This is a genomic window from [Mycobacterium] stephanolepidis (genome assembly GCF_002356335.1).
In the GTDB taxonomy this organism is placed as follows: Bacteria; Actinomycetota; Actinomycetes; order Mycobacteriales; family Mycobacteriaceae; genus Mycobacterium; species Mycobacterium stephanolepidis.
Genome location: NZ_AP018165.1, coordinates 3,614,578 through 3,631,102, shown reverse-complemented (window position 1 = coordinate 3,631,102; position 16,525 = coordinate 3,614,578). Strand labels below are relative to the sequence as shown.

At 64.0% G+C, this 16,525-nt stretch carries 14 protein-coding genes; 7 read left to right on the top strand and 7 right to left on the bottom strand.

Annotated elements, in window-relative coordinates; translation table 11 throughout:
* Nucleotides 1-906 (top strand): NAD(+) diphosphatase, encoded by a 906-nt coding sequence (nudC, locus tag MSTE_RS18085; RefSeq protein ID WP_096503298.1) that lies wholly within the window; start codon nucleotides 1-3, stop codon nucleotides 904-906.
* Nucleotides 907-987: 81 nt separating this feature from the next.
* Here nudC and MSTE_RS18080 read toward each other — a convergent pair whose 3' ends face one another.
* A complete protein-coding gene (locus tag MSTE_RS18080) occupies nucleotides 988-1,260 on the bottom strand; it encodes a mycoredoxin (RefSeq protein ID WP_096503296.1) in 273 nt (90 codons plus the stop codon).
* A gap of 98 nt (nucleotides 1,261-1,358) precedes the next feature.
* Here MSTE_RS18080 and MSTE_RS18075 point away from each other — a divergent pair, with 98 nt between their 5' ends.
* The 4 genes from MSTE_RS18075 (at nucleotide 1,359) to MSTE_RS18060 (ending at nucleotide 5,136) form a co-directional block, all read left to right on the top strand.
* Nucleotides 1,359-3,428 (top strand): ATP-dependent DNA helicase UvrD2, encoded by a 2,070-nt coding sequence (locus MSTE_RS18075; protein ID WP_096503294.1) that lies wholly within the window; start codon nucleotides 1,359-1,361, stop codon nucleotides 3,426-3,428.
* 55 nt (nucleotides 3,429-3,483) lie between these two features.
* Nucleotides 3,484-4,308, top strand: coding sequence for a dienelactone hydrolase family protein (locus MSTE_RS18070; protein WP_096503292.1), 825 nt, complete (start codon nucleotides 3,484-3,486; stop codon nucleotides 4,306-4,308).
* Nucleotides 4,309-4,474: 166 nt separating this feature from the next.
* The gene (locus MSTE_RS18065; protein WP_096503290.1) at nucleotides 4,475-4,681 is read left to right on the top strand and encodes a hypothetical protein; all 207 of its coding nucleotides are present in this window, start codon (nucleotides 4,475-4,477) and stop codon (nucleotides 4,679-4,681) included.
* Between the two features lie 170 nt (nucleotides 4,682-4,851).
* Nucleotides 4,852-5,136 carry a WhiB family transcriptional regulator gene (locus MSTE_RS18060; protein WP_096503288.1) on the top strand — a complete coding sequence of 95 codons (285 nt, stop codon included), beginning with the start codon at nucleotides 4,852-4,854 and terminating at the stop codon, nucleotides 5,134-5,136.
* 76 nt (nucleotides 5,137-5,212) lie between these two features.
* On the opposite strand, the gene MSTE_RS18055 is transcribed toward MSTE_RS18060, so the two are convergent.
* The 6 genes from MSTE_RS18055 to MSTE_RS18030 form a co-directional block, all read right to left on the bottom strand.
* A complete protein-coding gene (locus MSTE_RS18055) occupies nucleotides 5,213-6,562 on the bottom strand; it encodes an ABC1 kinase family protein (RefSeq protein WP_096503286.1) in 1,350 nt (449 codons plus the stop codon).
* A 62-nt stretch (nucleotides 6,563-6,624) separates the two neighbouring features.
* Nucleotides 6,625-7,956 (bottom strand): ABC1 kinase family protein, encoded by a 1,332-nt coding sequence (locus MSTE_RS18050; RefSeq protein ID WP_096503284.1) that lies wholly within the window; start codon nucleotides 7,954-7,956, stop codon nucleotides 6,625-6,627.
* Between the two features lie 56 nt (nucleotides 7,957-8,012).
* Nucleotides 8,013-9,362, bottom strand: a complete 1,350-nt coding sequence (locus tag MSTE_RS18045; protein ID WP_096503282.1) for an ABC1 kinase family protein — start codon at nucleotides 9,360-9,362, stop codon at nucleotides 8,013-8,015.
* Between the two features lie 48 nt (nucleotides 9,363-9,410).
* Nucleotides 9,411-10,289, bottom strand: coding sequence for a hypothetical protein (locus MSTE_RS18040; RefSeq protein ID WP_096506057.1), 879 nt, complete (start codon nucleotides 10,287-10,289; stop codon nucleotides 9,411-9,413).
* Nucleotides 10,290-10,385: 96 nt separating this feature from the next.
* Nucleotides 10,386-11,738 (bottom strand): zinc-dependent metalloprotease, encoded by a 1,353-nt coding sequence (locus MSTE_RS18035; protein ID WP_096503280.1) that lies wholly within the window; start codon nucleotides 11,736-11,738, stop codon nucleotides 10,386-10,388.
* A gap of 70 nt (nucleotides 11,739-11,808) precedes the next feature.
* Nucleotides 11,809-12,222 (bottom strand): thiol-disulfide oxidoreductase DCC family protein, encoded by a 414-nt coding sequence (locus tag MSTE_RS18030; protein ID WP_096503278.1) that lies wholly within the window; start codon nucleotides 12,220-12,222, stop codon nucleotides 11,809-11,811.
* Nucleotides 12,223-12,283: 61 nt separating this feature from the next.
* Here MSTE_RS18030 and MSTE_RS18025 point away from each other — a divergent pair, with 61 nt between their 5' ends.
* Nucleotides 12,284-13,318, top strand: coding sequence for a YlbL family protein (locus tag MSTE_RS18025; protein WP_096503276.1), 1,035 nt, complete (start codon nucleotides 12,284-12,286; stop codon nucleotides 13,316-13,318).
* A 117-nt stretch (nucleotides 13,319-13,435) separates the two neighbouring features.
* Entirely contained in the window at nucleotides 13,436-16,402 is a 2,967-nt protein-coding gene (locus MSTE_RS18020; protein WP_096503274.1) for a UPF0182 family protein, read from the top strand.
* Nucleotides 16,403-16,525 lie beyond the last annotated feature (123 nt).

Genomic DNA, 16,525 nt, shown 5'->3' with positions numbered 1-16,525 from the left:
ATGACTTTCCGCCTTCGCAACATCCCCCTGCTGTCGCGCGTTGGGCTCGATCGGGCCGACGAACTGCGTTCCAACCCTGAGGAATTGGTGAAGGGTTGGCCAGAGGCGGGGCTGATCACGCTGGACATGCGAGGCCGGGTGAACATTGTCGACGGGCGGGTGGTTCTCGAAGACGCCGCACGCGTCGGCGATGTGCCCCCGGAGCATGCGGTGTTCCTGGGGCGCATCTCGGGTGGTCGCCATGTGTGGGCGGTGCGCGCCGAATTGGACGACGACAGCGCGGCGCTATTGGACCTGCGTCGCTCGGGCGAATTATTCGATGACACCAGCGCGGCTCTGCTGGCCACCGCGATGGCGATGCTGGCCTGGCACGACAGTGCTCGCTACAGCCCCGTCGACGGATCGCCCACCACTCCGGCCAAGGGCGGTTGGGTTCGAGTGAACTCGGCCACCGGCCAGGAAGAATTCCCGCGCACCGACCCTGCTGTCATCTGCCTGGTGCATGACGGCGGTGACCGCGCGGTACTCGGCCGTCAGAAGTTCTGGCCGGAGCGGATGTTCTCGCTGCTGGCCGGATTCGTCGAGGCCGGCGAATCGTTGGAGGCGTGTGTGGCCCGCGAAATCGCCGAGGAAGTGGGCCTGACCGTCACTGATGTGCAGTACCTGGGCAGCCAGCCGTGGCCCTTCCCGCGCTCGATCATGTTGGGTTTCCATGCCCTGGGTGACCCATCGCAGCCGTTCTCGTTCAACGACGGCGAAATCGCCGAAGCAGAGTGGTTCACGCGCGACGAGGTGCGGGCTGCGCTGGAAGCGGGGGATTGGACCACCGCGTCCGACTCACGCCTGATGTTGCCCGGGTCGATTTCCATCGCCCGGGAGATCGTCGAATCCTGGGCGTACGCCTAAATCTTCCGCACCCGGTGTCGACTTTCGGCACCGGCTACTCGCATTTTTCCGCGAAGAGTCGACAGTCGGCCGACCTGGGGATCAGACGCCGAGCTTGGCCTTCACCTGGGACAGCGACGGATTGGTCAATGCGCTGCCGTCGGGGAACTTCACGGTCGGCACGGTCTGGTTCCCGCCGTTGACGTTGGCGACATAGTCGGCTGCGGCCGGGTCCTGCTCGATATCGATCTTGGTGTAGTCGATGCCCGCGGCCTTCAGCTGCGTCTCGAGCCGACGGCAATATCCGCACCAGGTGGTGCTGTACAAGATGAGGCTGGAGTCGCTCGCTGTAGTCACACCGGCATTCAACGTCATACCCCTGGTGGGTGTTCCTCCGGGGTATGTGAGATGTCTCAATGCCGATAACGGGGTCAGCGACCGGTGTTGTCGGCGGTTGCTGCGAAGATGGCCGGGTGGCGCGTTCTCTCCTCGATGGTCTCGACGATGAGCAGCGTGCCGCCGTCACCGCGCCGCGCGGTCCCGTCTGCGTGCTCGCCGGTGCGGGCACCGGTAAGACCCGCACCATCACCCATCGCATCGCTCACCTGGTCGAATCCGGTCATGTGGCACCCGGTCAGATCCTCGCGGTCACCTTCACCCAACGGGCGGCGGGGGAGATGCGGGGGCGTTTACGTGACTTGGGTGTGGGATCGGCTCAGGCCGTCACGTTCCACGCCGCCGGTCTGCGGCAGCTGCGCTACTTCTGGCCGCAGCTGGTCGGCGATACGCGCTGGGAGCTCATCGACAGCAAGTTCACCATCGTCGCCCAGGCCGCGAACCGCGCCAAACTGAGCACCAGCACCGACACCGTGCGTGACCTTGCCGGTGAAATCGAGTGGGCCAAGGCCTCTTTGATCAGTCCCGAGGCCTATCCGGCGGCCGCCGCCAAGTTCGCGCGGGATACGCCGGTGCCCGCCGAGCAGGTCGCGAAGGTCTACGCGGGCTACGAGAAGCTCAAGGCCCGGCCCGACGGATCCACCCTGCTCGATTTCGATGACCTGCTGCTGCACACCGCGGCCGCCATCGAGAACTCTGCGTCGGTGGCCGATGAGTTCCGGGATCGCTATCGCTGTTTCGTGGTCGACGAATACCAGGACGTCACCCCACTGCAGCAGCGGGTGCTCGACGCGTGGCTGGGCCCCCGCGATGACCTGACCGTTGTGGGTGATGCCAACCAGACCATCTATTCGTTCACCGGGGCCACCCCGCAGTATCTGCTGGGCTTCTCCCGCAGATTTCCCGAAGCGACGGTGGTCCGTCTCGAGCGTGACTATCGCTCGACCCCACAAGTGGTTTCGCTGGCCAACCGGTTGATCGCCGCGGCACAAGGACGAGTAGCGGGCAGCAAGCTGCAACTTATCGGTCAACGGGCCGAAGGGCCGACTCCCAGATTCTCCGAACACGACGACGAGGCCGCCGAGGCGAAGTCCGTGGCGAAATCGATTGCGACACTGTTGGAATCCGGAACCCCGGCATCTGAGATCGCGGTGCTGTATCGGATCAACGCGCAGTCGGAGGTGTACGAGGAGGCGCTCACCGAGGCGGGCATACCGTTCCAGGTGCGAGGTGGCGAAGGGTTCTTCACGCGTCAGGAGGTGCGGCAGGCGCTGGTGGCCCTGCAGCGCGCCGCGGAGCGAGAGCATACAGATACTCCTGTACCGCAACAGGTTCGGGAGATTCTGGAGCCGCTGGGTTTGTCGGCCGAGGAGCCGCACGGCGCCCAGGCGCGTGAGCGGTGGGAATCACTGCGCGCGCTCGTGGAACTCGCCGAAGAGGAATGTGTCCGTCTGCCGGAGCTGGATCTGCCGGGGCTCGTGCGCGAACTGCGGGTGCGGGCCGAGGCGCGTCACCCACCGACCGTGCAAGGCGTAACGCTTGCCTCGTTGCATGCGGCCAAGGGCCTGGAATGGGATGCGGTGTTCCTGGTGGGGCTGGCCGACGGCACCCTGCCCATCTCGCATGCCCTGTCGCGTGCCGGCGATATCGAACCGGTCGAAGAGGAGCGGCGGCTGCTCTACGTCGGGATCACCCGTGCGCGTGTGCATCTGAATCTGAGTTGGGCGCTCGCGCGCGCGGCCGGTGGCCGCAAGTCCCGCAAGCATTCGCGGTTTCTCAACGGAATCGCCCCCACCGCGCAACTCCCGGCCGCTGCTACGCCGAGACGTCGGGGCAGCGGTGCGCGCTGCCGAATCTGCAATGCCGCGCTCAGCACTCCGGCGGCGGTAATGCTCCGGCGTTGCGAGAGTTGCCCATCCGATATCGATGAGGAACTCCTTGTCGCGCTCAAGGATTGGCGGCTCAAGACGGCCAAGGAGATGAAGGTGCCCGCGTTCGTGGTGTTCACCGACAACACCTTGATCGCCATCGCCGAGCTTCTGCCGGGGGATGATGCCGCCCTGGTGGCCATTCCCGGAATAGGCGCGCGCAAGCTGGAGCAGTACGGTCCCGATGTACTGCGTTTGGTCCGTGCCAGAGCCTCGTAGTTCCTTGTTCAACATGTGTCTAGCGCGGAGCGCGATCTCGTCCTAGGCTCGCCCCATGGCCGACGATGACCTCCGCGATTTCGAAGCAGGCACCTTCACACACGAGGGTGAAACCAAGATCGTGTTGAGAAAGGGCAGTGGACCGGCGGTGATCGTCATCGCCGAGATGCCGGGAATCACCCCGAAGGTCGCCAACTTCGCACGCAAGGTGGCCGATATCGGCTGCACCGCCGTCATGCCGCACCTGTTTGGGAATCCCGGACAGAACACGGACCCCCGGGAAGAGGGGTGGTTGCGCACCGCGACCTACATGGCGTCGTCGATGTTCCGCGGCTGCGTCAGCCGTGAATTCACGGTCCTGGCCACTGGAAAGAGCTCACCGGTGGTGGCGTGGTTGCGGGCACTCGCGCAGAACGAGCACGAGCGCAACGGCGGTCCCGGGGTGGGCGCCATCGGTATGTGTTTCACCGGGGGATACGCGCTGGCCATGGCGGCCGATGACAGGCTGCTGGCACCCGTGTTGTCGCAACCGTCGCTGCCGTTCGGTCTCACCAAGTCGCATCGCTACAACATCGACATTTCTCCGGGCGACCTGCAGAAGGTCAAGCATCGCTGTCAGCACGACGGGCTCAAGGTGCTCGGCATGCGCTTCACCTCCGACAAGCTGGTGCCGGCCGAGCGATTCCAGTTCCTCAGGGATGAGCTCGGGGACGCGTTTGTTGCCATCGAATTGCCCGGCGACGTGGCCAACCCCCATTCGCCGATGCCGGCGCATTCGGTGGTCACCGAACATCTCATCGACGAGCCGGGACAGCCCACGCGTGCGGCACTGGATCAGGTATTGGATCTGTTCCGTTCCCGACTGCTGACATCTGTGTAAACGGAGATCCGGAAAAGATGCCAGTTCGGAAAAACTGGTTTTGAAGTATCGCCGCAGGTCAAAAATAACTTGTCAACCAATAGATGACCTTTTACTCTGGGCTTCAGGAATTCGCGAGGATTCCGAACCAGACCTGTTCACGAGTGAGTAGACGGAAGGAGGAGCGATGAACACACCCACCAATTACGGCGACACCTTGTGGCGTGATGCCCATGGTGCCTTTGTCGTATCGCCGCTCGCTCCGCCGTCGCTCCTGACGCATGTCGCCGCTGCCAAGCCGGCGGCTCAGAGCATGTCGGCCGTCGGCATTAAGCACCGCGCCGCCGTCGCCGCAGCCGCGAATGTCGCGTCCGTGAATAGGGGATACATCTAGGTAGCCCCTCAACCGCCTCCCAGGCCACGGACCCGACACCACCGGGATCCGTGGCCACTTTTGTTTGAGCCTCAAAACCTCAGACGTGGTTCCGGATCTCGATCGATAAGACACCGATACGAGACCAGCAGTTTTACAAGGAACCGAAGAGGAAGCAGGTGAACGGACACATGATGACCGTCGAAGTGGAGGCCCGAAGACTCGCGCTACCGTGCCACGTCGTGGATGCGGACCTGTGGTTCGCGGAAAGCCCCGCTGATCTGGAGCGGGCTAAGACGCTGTGCGCGGACTGCCCGATCCGGTCGCAGTGCCTGGCTGCCGCGCTGGATCGCGCGGAGCCCTGGGGTGTGTGGGGTGGCGAGATCCTGGAGCAGGGTGCCATCGTGGCGCGCAAGCGCCCGCGTGGACGCCCGCGCAAGGACTCGCTGCCGACCGCTGATCCCGCCGCGGCATGACCCGGCACGTAGCGGATGTCGCCGGACTCGACAACCAATGCTCCCCATCGCCATGTGGCGGTGGGGAGCATTGTTATCAGGCCGATTTCGCGTTCGGTTCGAAGAACCCCGGCATCCACTCTTCGGCGATCGCCGCGTAGTTCACGTGCGCGCCGAGCTGTACCAGAACCCCGATCATCCCGCCGAGAGTGCGCAGCAGCATGACGTAACCCGGCGGCACCGTCATCTGACGTGCCAGCTTGAATCGCTCGGTGAATCCCTCGTCCAGGAGGTCGGTCGACGCCACCGCGGCCTGCTGGAACCATTCCCGCGTGAAATGGAATTCACCGGAGCGCAGCGGGTCGACATAGGGCCACAGCGGCCTGATGTAATCCATCACCTGATCCCCGGACAGCTGGACCTCCGGTGGCATGAATCCGAGCTGCTTGATGAGCCGGATCACTTGCTCCCACTGCTCATCTCGGGCCCAACACAACACCTCACCGAATTCCGGCGGAATGCCGCCGGGGTGCTCGGAGACCGCGCCGAAATCGATGATGCCGAAACGCCCATCGGGCAGCAGCATGAAGTTGCCCGGATGCGGATCGGCGTGCACCAAACCCACCTTTTCCGGTGACTTGACCGTGAATTCGAGCATCAGCGCGCCGGCAGAGTCCCGCTCTTCGCGGGTGCCCTCGGAGATGATCTTCGAGAGCCGCCGTCCCTCCATCCACTCGGTGATGATCACCTTGGGCGCGCTCGCGACCACCGCCGGTACGAAGAACTTCGGATCTTCGGCGAACGCCTTGGCGAATGCGCGCTGGTTGGATGCTTCCTGGCGGTAGTCCAGTTCGGCCTCGATGCGGTCGCTGATCTCGGCCACCAGCCTGTCGATATCTGCTTTGGGCGCAATCTGTTTGGCCAGCGGTGTCATCCGCTGGATCAGCTTGAGATCGGCGCGCAGCGCATCGTCGGCGCCCGGGTACTGGATTTTGACGGCCACCTCGCGGCCGTCCTTCCAAATCCCCTTGTGCACTTGGCCGATGCTGGCCGAGGCGACGGGCGTGTCGTCGAAGGACTGGAATCGGTCGCGCCACTTGGTGCCGAGCTGTGCGTCGAGCACGCGATGCACCTTGGCCGCGGGCAGCGGCGGTGCCTCGCTCTGCAGTTTGACCAGAGCCTCACGGAACGGATCGGCGAACTGGGGCGGTATCGCCGCCTCCATCACCGACAGGGCCTGGCCGACCTTCATGGCGCCGCCCTTGAGTTCACCGAGCACGTTGAACAACTCGTCGGCGGCCTTCTCCAGGAGTTCGGCATTGACCTCATCGGCCGAGGTTCCGGTCAGCCGTTTGCCCACCCCGATGACCGCGCGACCTGCCATACCTGCGGGCAGGCTTGCCAGTTTGGTCATTCGGCTGAGCCCGCCGCGGCGAATATCTGCCATGTCACCTCATATCGTTCAGTGTGGCGTCGTTGCCTCACGTCTTCACGGAATGTTAGCTGTTGCTAGCTGGCAGCAACGGGCTCATCCTCGCGGAAGCCGGGAACCCAGTCGCCGATGATCTGCGCGTACGGGACCGTCGCGTCAAGCTGGGCCAGAATGCCCGACAGACTGCCGAGAACGCGGAACATCATCAGGTAGACGGGCGGTAGATCCAGATGTCGGCCGGTCTGGAACTGCGCCCCACGTAGGTCACTGGATTTGGCGGCGACCCGCTGCATCCACTTGCGGCTGAAGTGGAACTCATCGGACTTGAGCGGATCGATGAATGGCTTGAGGTACTCGTCGATCTCCTCCGGCGAGACCTCGGTGCGCGGCGGAATGAATCCCTCCTCGCGCATGAGCGGGATGAGCTCATCCCAGATCCCGTCGCGCTCCAGGCGCCAGATGGGACCCAGGTTCGGAGGGAATCCACCCTCATGGGTGGCGACGGCGCCGAAGTCCATGACACCGAGGCGCCCGTCGGGTAGCAGCATGAAGTTTCCGGGGTGGGTGTCGGCGTGCAGCAGTCCACATCGGTATGGGGAGCTGACCGTGAACTTCAGCAGCAGGCGGCCGCACTCGTTGCGTTCGTCTTCGGTTCCGCTGCTGATGATTTCGGAGAGCTTGCGGCCCTGCATCCATTCGCTGATAACGACCTTGGGCGCCGAGGCCACCACCGGTGACACATAGAACTCGGGGTCGCCTTTGAAGGCCTTCGCGAAGGTGCGTTGGTTCGTTGCCTCGATGCGGTAGTCGAGTTCTTCCTCGGTGCGTTCGATGAGCTCGTCGATGATGCTTTTGACGTCTGCTCCGGGCACGATCTGTTTGAACAGCGATGCCAACCGTTGCATGGTTTTCAGATCGGAACGCACCGCCTCGTCGGCGCCCGGGTACTGCACCTTGACCGCGACGACGCGCCCGTCGCTCCAGACGGCCTTGTGTACCTGGCCGATGCTGGCCGAGGCGACGGGCTTGTCGTCGAAGGACTGGAAACGTTCGCGCCACTTGGTGCCCAGTTGTGCGTCCAGCACGCGGTGGACCTTGTCGGCGGGCAGCGGTGGGGCATCGCTTTGCAGCTTGGTCAGCGCCTCGCGGAAGGGCTCGGCGAAGGCCGGCGGGATGGCGGCCTCGAAAACCGAAAGGGCCTGCCCGAGTTTCATGGCCGCGCCCTTGAGCTCGCCGAGAACCTGGAACAGCTGCTCGGCAGCCTTCTCCATCATCTCGGCATTGACTTCGTCCTTGGACTTGCCGGTCAAACGTTTTCCGACGCCCAGCGCGGCTCGACCGGCGATCCCTGCCGGTAGGGATGCGAGTTTTGCGGCGCGTGCGGCGCGGCCACGACGGATCTCAGCCATGCGTTACATCATGCCGGGGGCGGCGAGAGTCTGACAACGCAGGTTTTCCATTTCGCTTAGGTGGCGGCGGGAGCCTTGCTGTCCTCGTGGAACCCCGGAACCCACTTGTCGATGATGGCGGCGTAGTCCACCGGGGCATCGAGCTGCGCGGCGATACCGATCAGGCCACCGAGGACCCGGAAGAACATCAGGTAGTTCGGCGGCAAGTTCATCTGCCGGCTGGTCTTGAACGACTCGAGGAACTCCTGGCTGCGGAAATCGGTGGCCTTGGCGGTGAGCCGCTGTAGCCACTTGCGGCTGAAGTGGAAGGTCTCGTGGTTGAGCGGCTCGATGTACGGCTCCAGGTAGGAGTTGACCTCTTCGTGCGACACGGAGGTCGCGCTCGGCGGGATGAAACCCTCCGAACGGAGTACCTCGGTGAGCTCTTCCCACTTCTCGTCCCGGGCCAGACGCAGGATCGGGCCGAAGCCCGCGGGCAGGCCACCCTCGTGCGCGGCGCAGGCCCCGAAGTCCATGATTCCGAACCGGCCGTCTTCGAGCAGCATGAAGTTTCCGGGGTGGGTGTCCGCGTGCAGCAGTCCACACCGGTACGGCGAGCTGATGCTGAACTCGAGGAGAAAATGCGCGCACTTGCTGCGTTCCTCTTCGGTGCCCTTGGCGATGATTTCCGAGAGCTTCCGGCCCTGCATCCACTCGGTGATGATCACCTTGGGGGAGGAGGCCACGACCGAGGGGACGTAGAACTCGGGGTCGTCCTTGAAGGCCTTGACGAAGGTGCGTTGGTTCGTTGCCTCGATGCGGTAGTCGAGTTCTTCTTCGGTGCGCTCGATCAGTTCGTCGACGATGGCCTTGATATCGGCGCCCGGAGCCACCTGCTTGAACAACGAGGACAGACGCTGAATGGTCTTGAGGTCGGACCGGACGGCCTCGTCGGCGCCCGGGTACTGCACCTTGACCGCGACGACGCGCCCGTCCTTCCAGACGGCCTTGTGTACCTGGCCGATGCTGGCGGAGGCGACGGGCTTGTCGTCGAAGGACTGGAAACGTTCGCGCCACTTGGTGCCCAGTTGTGCGTCCAGCACGCGGTGGACCTTGTCGGCGGGCAGCGGTGGGGCATCGCTTTGCAGCTTGGTCAGCGCCTCGCGGTACGGCTCCCCGAACTCGGGGGGAATCGCGGCCTCCATCACCGAGAGCATCTGGCCGATCTTCATGGCCGCGCCCTTGAGCTCGCCGAGAACCTGGAACAGCTGCTCGGCAGCCTTCTCCACGAGTTCGGCGTTCACTTCGTCTTTGGATTTCCCGGCGATCCGTTTACCCACACCGAGCGCGGCACGGCCTGCGATCCCGGCCGGAAGCGATGCGAGTTTTGCGGCGCGTGCGGCGCGGCCACGACGGATCTCTGCCATGTGCACATCATGCCCGTCGTGATGAAGTTAACAAAAAGTGGGTCTTCGTCAATTTCCGGTGAAATAGGCGCCGCACTGACACAAGGGATGTGCGGTCCAATGCCGGGCCGTCAGCGCATGAGTGGACAGGTCGAGCTCGAGCGTCGCGTTGAGCGTCACCAGCGGTCCCGGCGCCTGTCCGCGAATCGCCGACAGCACTCGATCGATCTGTGCCAGTGCCACCGCCGCGGTGCCCAGCACCGTGGCGGGCGCGGCGACGCCCACGGTTCCGGTGAGTTGAGCGGCCACCGCGGGCCACTGTTCGTCGCGGTCACGCCGGTGGCGGTCGGCGCATTCCAGGCAACTGGTGATACCAGGCAGAACCATGGGCCCGATGAGACCGGTGCCGTCGCGCGCTCGCACGGACAGGTGCGGCACCTCGGCATCGGCAAGTGTCCGAAGTAACCGGGTGTCGGCAATCAGGTCATCGGCGAGTATCGCCAAATCTACGTGTTTCCAGGACTTTCCGTGTGCCGACTGGGTTGAGCGCTGGACACGTGCCGAGGTGTGCCGGAGCGCCTCGGCGAGAGCGTCGGATAGTGGACCGCGACCGACGAGTCGGATCACCGGCGAAGCGGCCATAACGGATCGGGTGCGCCGGATGACGGCGCCGGTGGCGACCAATTCCTCCAGCAGCGACCGAATGTCCTCGGTGCCGTGAAAGTCCTTGACGCACTGAAGGCCAAGGATCTGGCTCCAGGTGAGTTCATCGGTCAGGGAGTGCAGCAGCTGGCGTACCGCAGCGGCCGGCGCGGTGGATGAGGGGCGCACGATCACGGCATGACGCGGCATCCACCCGATCTGAACCCCGTCATCCGGCCTCGGCAGCACCGGACGTGCCGGATCGAGGGTGAAGGTCGGCTCACTGGACATGACCCACTGTGGCATATCCGGCATGCGCGCCGGGCGGCTGAAAGCCGTTTATCCACAGCCTCACTCGGCCTTTGACCAGCGCCGAATGTGTGAGCCGCAGATTTCTCCGGTTTATTCGGATGTGCCCGGATCGAGCTTCTCGATCTGCGCGATCGGGTCGTCGATGGCGTCGGTGTCTCCGCCGATGATCCGATCGATAAAGGCGGCCGGGTTGTCCAGATCGCCGGCATCGGGAATCAGATCGGGATGTGCCCAGATCGCGTCACGCTTGTCCACACCCACGGCGTCGGTGAGCTTGCGCCACAGGTCTGCCGCCTCACGCAGCTTGCGCGGCCGCAGCTCCAGGCCCACCAGGGTGCCGAAGGTCTGCTCGGCCGGGCCGCCGGTCGCGCGGCGGCGCCGCAAAGTCTCGCTGAGGGCCGCGGTCGCGGGGATGCGCTCGCCGAGCGCGTCGGTCACCACGGTCTGCACCCATCCCTCGATCAGTGCCAGCAGGGTTTCCAGGCGTTCCAGTGCCTGCTCCTGTTGCGGTGTCGTCTTCGGCTCGAAAATGCCTTGGGACAGAATCTGTTCCATATCGGAGGGGTCGCCCAGCGAAGCGGGGTTGAAGCCGCGTGCGGCTTCTTCGATGGCGCTCATGTCGATCGAGATGCCCTTGGCGTACTGCTCAAGGGTGTCCATCAGCCGGATCGTCAGCCAGCCCACGCCGCTGAACAAGCGGTGGTGCGCGGCTTCCCGGGCGGCCAGGAAGGTCATGATCTCGCTCTTGGACTGCTCAAGGCCTTCGGAGAACGCCTCGATGGCGACCGGAAGCAGGGCCGCGGTGCCCTTGGGGCCCAACGGCAATCCGATGTCGGTGGAGGTCAGTACCTCGCGGGACAGCTGTCCGAGAGCCTGGCCCAGCTGCGATCCGAAGGCCATGCCGCCCATCTGGGTCATCATGCCCAGCAGCGGACCTGCCATGCCCTGGGCCTCTTCGGGTAGATTCGCCGCCCACATGCCCGAAATCTGTTCGGCGACAGGGTCTACGAGCCGCTTCCAGTTTTCCAGGGTGTTGTCCACCCAGTCGGTCGCGGTCCAGGCAGCGGTTCGGATGGCCCCGGCGGGCAGCGCGGTGGCTCCGTCGAGCCAGGTGTCGGCCAGGTGCACCGCATCGGTGATCGCCGATTGGGTGCCCTCGGTGATGGGCGCGACGAAACCGATTGAGCTTGAGGCGAGTTGCCGGGCGATGTCGTAGTTGACCGCGCCCGTGGACTGACCACTGGCCGCACCGGCTGCGGCCCCGCTGAACATCTGGCCCAGCTGAGTGAAGATCTGTCCGAGGTCGGCGGGATTGAATCCACCAGATCCGAAGCCGAACGGGTCCGCACCCGATGGTCCCGAGCCGGGTCCGGGCCGCGCGCCGTCGCCCGGCTCACGGTCGGGGTCGTCGCCAGCAGCGAATCCAAAGGGGAGGTCGGCCATATCTCCACGGTACCGCTGGTAGACATGGCCGGATCACGCTGTCAGTGAACGCACCCGTTTTGGCGTGGGATCAGGCCAGGAAGCGCGCCCGAACCTCCGGAGGCGGCAACGGGCAGGTGTCGTACCGGCCGAACACCCGGTATCGGATTCGGGCGACCAGCCGGTAGAGCGCATCGCGGATGGGGCGCGGGACCAGTGCGATGAGGGAGGCTCGTCGGGTGCCGCCCAGATAGTCGATGATGCGCAGTACTCCGTCGGACCGGATATGAATTCGTTCGGCAGGATCGCCCGGGTTGTCGACGATCACGAAGGAATCGACACCGACGAGTTCGGGGTGCCGCGCGATCACCTGCTTGCCGTATTCACTGTCGAGCGCCGCGAATCGCATCGTTCCGACCTTGTCGTCACGCAGGATCTTCTTCACCGCTCCGTTGCACAGTGCGCACACGCCGTCGTACAGCAGGACGGGGGTATGATCGTTCATCGGACCTCCACCATGAGACTACCGACGGGGTCCCGAGCAGGGCTTGCCATAGGGTGCAGGCATGAATCGCCGCGTAGCGACGCTGCTGGTCGCGCTGGTCCCGATCATCGCCTTCGCGTTGTTGATGTCGGTGATCACCGTGCCATTCGTGTCCCTGGGACCGGGTCCGACCTTCAACACCCTCGGCCAGGTCGAGGGCAAGGAGGTCGTCGACATCAAGGGCACCACGGTCGATCCGGTGTCGGGCCACCTCAACATGACGACGGTCTCCCAGCGCGACGGACTGACATTGGCCGATGCGCTGCGGTTGTGGGCGAGCGGGCGTGAGCAGTTGGTCCCGCGGGACGCGGTGTACCCGCCCAATCGGTCCAAGGACCAGGTAGACAAGGAAAACGACCTCGAGTTCAAGAAGTCCGAGGAGAGTGCCGAGTTCGCCGCGCTCGGATACCTCAAGTACCCGACGGCAGTGACCGTTCTGACCATCAGCGATGAAGGACCGTCCAAGGGCAAGCTGCAGGAGAACGATGCGATCACCGCGGTGAATGGGCGACCGGTCGCCAACCTTGAGGAATTCACCGGAGTACTCAAGGCGACCAAGCCGGGTGAGGCGGTGACGCTGGATTACAAGCGCAAGAACCCCGAGGGCAGCAGTAAGACGGAATCGGTGAAGATCACGCTCGGCAAGAACGGGGATCGTGACTACGGGTTCCTGGGGGTCGGCGTTGTGCAGGCGCCGTGGGCGCCGTTCACCATTGATTTCAACCTGGCCAATATCGGTGGGCCGTCGGCCGGACTGATGTTCAGCCTCGCGGTGATCGACAAGCTGACGCCCGGTGAACTCGACGGTGGAAAGTTTGTTGCTGGAACGGGAACCATCGATGCCGAGGGCAAGGTAGGGCCCATCGGTGGAATCACGCACAAGATGCAGGCAGCCAAAGACGCTGGAGCAACGGTGTTCTTGGTGCCGGCGGCCAACTGTGCCGAGGCCAAGACGGACGGCGGGCAGGGGCTCACCATGGTCAAGGTCGGCACGTTGGCCGAAGCGGTTGATGGACTGAACGCCCTTGATCGTGGTGGTCAAGCGCCCAGTTGTTAGCGAGCCTCACCACCTTCGATGCTGGCCGATGCCCGCTGTACTGCGGCTACAGTGGGGCTGAGAATCGAAGCGCGAAAATTGAGCCGTGCTTGAACACTCGACGAGGAGCGTAGCGACGTGGGAATGCGGCCGAATGGGGCTCTGCCACGACTGACCCGACGGAGCCGGCGACTGGTCGCCGCGGCGTTGGTGATCGTGGTGTTGTTATTGATCGGCCCGCGCCTGGTCGACACCTACATCAAGTGGCTGTGGTTCGGCGAGCTCGGATTCCGTGGCGTGTTCACGACCGTGCTGCTGACCCGCGTGGCCTTGTTCCTGATCGTCGGAATCTTGGTTGGTGCCGTGGTTTTCGCGGGCTTCGGATTGGCATACCGGGCGCGGCCCGTGTTCGTGCCCACCAAGGGGCCGGGCGACGCGCTGGCGCAGTACCGGGCCCTGATCCTGTCGCGGGTGCGGCTCTTCGTCATCGGTGTTCCGGTGCTCATCGGGGTGCTGGCCGGCATTGTGGCCCAAAGCTATTGGATGCCCGTGCAGCTGTTTTTGGAGGGCGGGGATTTCGGCATCAAGGATCCGCAGTTCGGTCTGGACCTCGGGTTTTTCGCCTTCGAGCTGCCGTTCTACCGGTTCGTGCTGACGTACCTGTTCATCGCGGTCTTCGTCGCGCTCATCGTCAACGCATTGGTGCACTACATCTTTGGTGGCATTCGGCTGTCTGGTCGTTCCGGCACGCTGTCGCGCCCGGCACGTATTCAGCTGGTGACTCTTGCCGGAATTCTGGTGCTGCTCAAGGTCGCCGCGTACTGGCTCGATCGGTACGAACTGCTTTCGCACACGCGGGCGGGGAAGCCGTTCACCGGCGCTGGTTACACCGATATCAATGCGGTGCTGCCGGCCAAGCTCATCCTGCTGGCCATCGCGGTGATCTGTGCGGTCGCGGTGTTCTCGGCACTGGTGCTCAAGGATCTGCGGATTCCCGCGATCGGCCTGGCACTGCTGCTGCTGTCCTCGTTGGTGGTCGGTGCCGGATGGCCACTCATCGTGGAACAGTTCAGCGTCAAACCCAATGCTGCGCAGAAGGAAAGCGAGTACATCGCGCGCAGCATCAAGGCGACGCGCGACGCCTACGGACTGACCGACGATGTCGTGACCTACCGGGACTACAGCGGTACCGCATCGGCGCCCGCCGGTAGTGAGCAACTGGCCAAGCAGGTTGCGGCCGACCGGTCCACGATCGCCAACATCCGGGTCTTGGATCCCAACATCGTGAGCCCGGCCTTCACTCAGTTGCAGCAGGGCAAGAACTTCTACGCCTTCCCCGATTCGTTGTCGATCGATCGGTACCAGGACAGGAGCGGTTCGCTGCGCGACTATGTCGTGGCCGCACGCGAGCTCGATCCGGCCAAGCTTCGCGATAACCAGCGCGACTGGATCAACCGGCACACCGTCTACACCCACGGCAACGGATTCATCGCCGCCCCGGCCAACACCGTGCGGGGAGTGGCCGACAAGCCGGACGAGAACGGCGGGTACCCGGAGTTCCTGGTGAATGCCGTCGATGACAACGGCAAGATCTTGTCCGACGGCCCGGCGGCGCTGGCGCAGCCACGCGTCTATTACGGCCCGATCATCGCCAGCGATACCAACGACTACGCGATCGTCGGCAAGAACGGTGACGATCGTGAATACGACTATGAGAACAATTCCGGAACCAAGAACAGCACCTATACCGGAACCGGCGGCGTGCCGGTTGGCGGTGCGTTGGCGCGTACGGTCTTCGGTCTGAAATACGCCGAACGGAACTTCCTGTTCTCCAACGTTATTGGGGACAACAGCAAGATCCTGTTCAACCGGGACCCGAGCCAGCGTGTGGAAGCGGTGGCGCCGTGGCTGACAGTCGACAGCGGGACCTACCCGGCGATCGTCGATAAGCGCATGGTCTGGATCGTCGACGGCTACACCACGCTGGACAACTACCCCTACTCGCAGCAGACGTCATTGTCGGAGGCCACCTTTGACAGCCAGGTCGGCAAGACCGGGGGAGCGCTGCCCAACCAGCAGGTGTCGTATATCCGGAACTCGGTCAAGGCGACGGTGGACGCGTACGACGGCACCGTCACTCTGTATCAGCAGGACGAGAAGGATCCCGTGCTCAAGGCATGGATGAAGATCTTCCCTGGAACGGTAAAGCCGAAGAGTGACATCTCGTCGGATCTGGCGCGGCATCTGCGCTACCCGGAGGATCTCTTCAAGGTGCAGCGGACGCTGTTGGCGCGCTACCACGTCAACGACCCGGTGACCTTCTTCTCCACCAGTGATTTCTGGCAGGTGCCCGATGACCCAAACGCGTCCACCGGTTCGCAGCCGCCGTATTACATCGTGGCGAAAGACATTACGAGGAATGACAGCGCGGCGTCATTCCAATTGACGAGTGCGCTCAACAGATTCCAGCGTGACTTTCTGGCTGCCTACGTCAGTGCCAGCTCCGATCCCGAAACCTACGGGAAGATCACCGTTTTGACGGTTCCCGGAACGGTGCAGGGGCCCAAGCTGGTGAACAATGCGATCACCACCGACAACCAGGTGTCCTCGCATGTCGGCATCATCAAGAACCAGAACATCCTGCGGTGGGGCAATCTGCTGACACTGCCGGTGGCCAACGGTGGATTGTTGTTCGTCGAGCCGCTGTACGCCTCGCCGGGCCAGGGTGATCAGTCCTCGTATCCGCGTCTGATCCGTGTGGGCATGTTCTACAACGGCAAGGTCGGCTACGCGACCACGGTCAGGGATGCCCTGGACATGGTGTTCGGGCCCGGTGCCGGTGCGACGGCCACCGCTCCGGCGGCAGAACCCGGAAGTGTGAACCCGCCGCCTCCCAGCGGCCAGAGCGTTCCGATCGTCCCTCCGGTGGCACCGCCGCCCGCGGGGTCCTCGGAGCTGTCCTCCACGAAGGCCGCGGCGCTGCAGGAGGTTCAGCGGGCCATCGGTGAGGTGAAGGATGCCCAGAAGAGTGGGGACTTCGCCCGGTATGGGCAAGCGCTGAAGAGCCTTGACGACGCGATGACGAAGTTCACACAGGCCAAGTAACTTCCGCCGAGTGTCGACTTTTCGGGCCAAAGTCCGAGATAGATATCCGAAAAGTGACACTCAGCCGAGGCGTTCGTGGGTGTGTAACCGCAGGCCAGGTAAACGATTTGGTGGCACGCACTG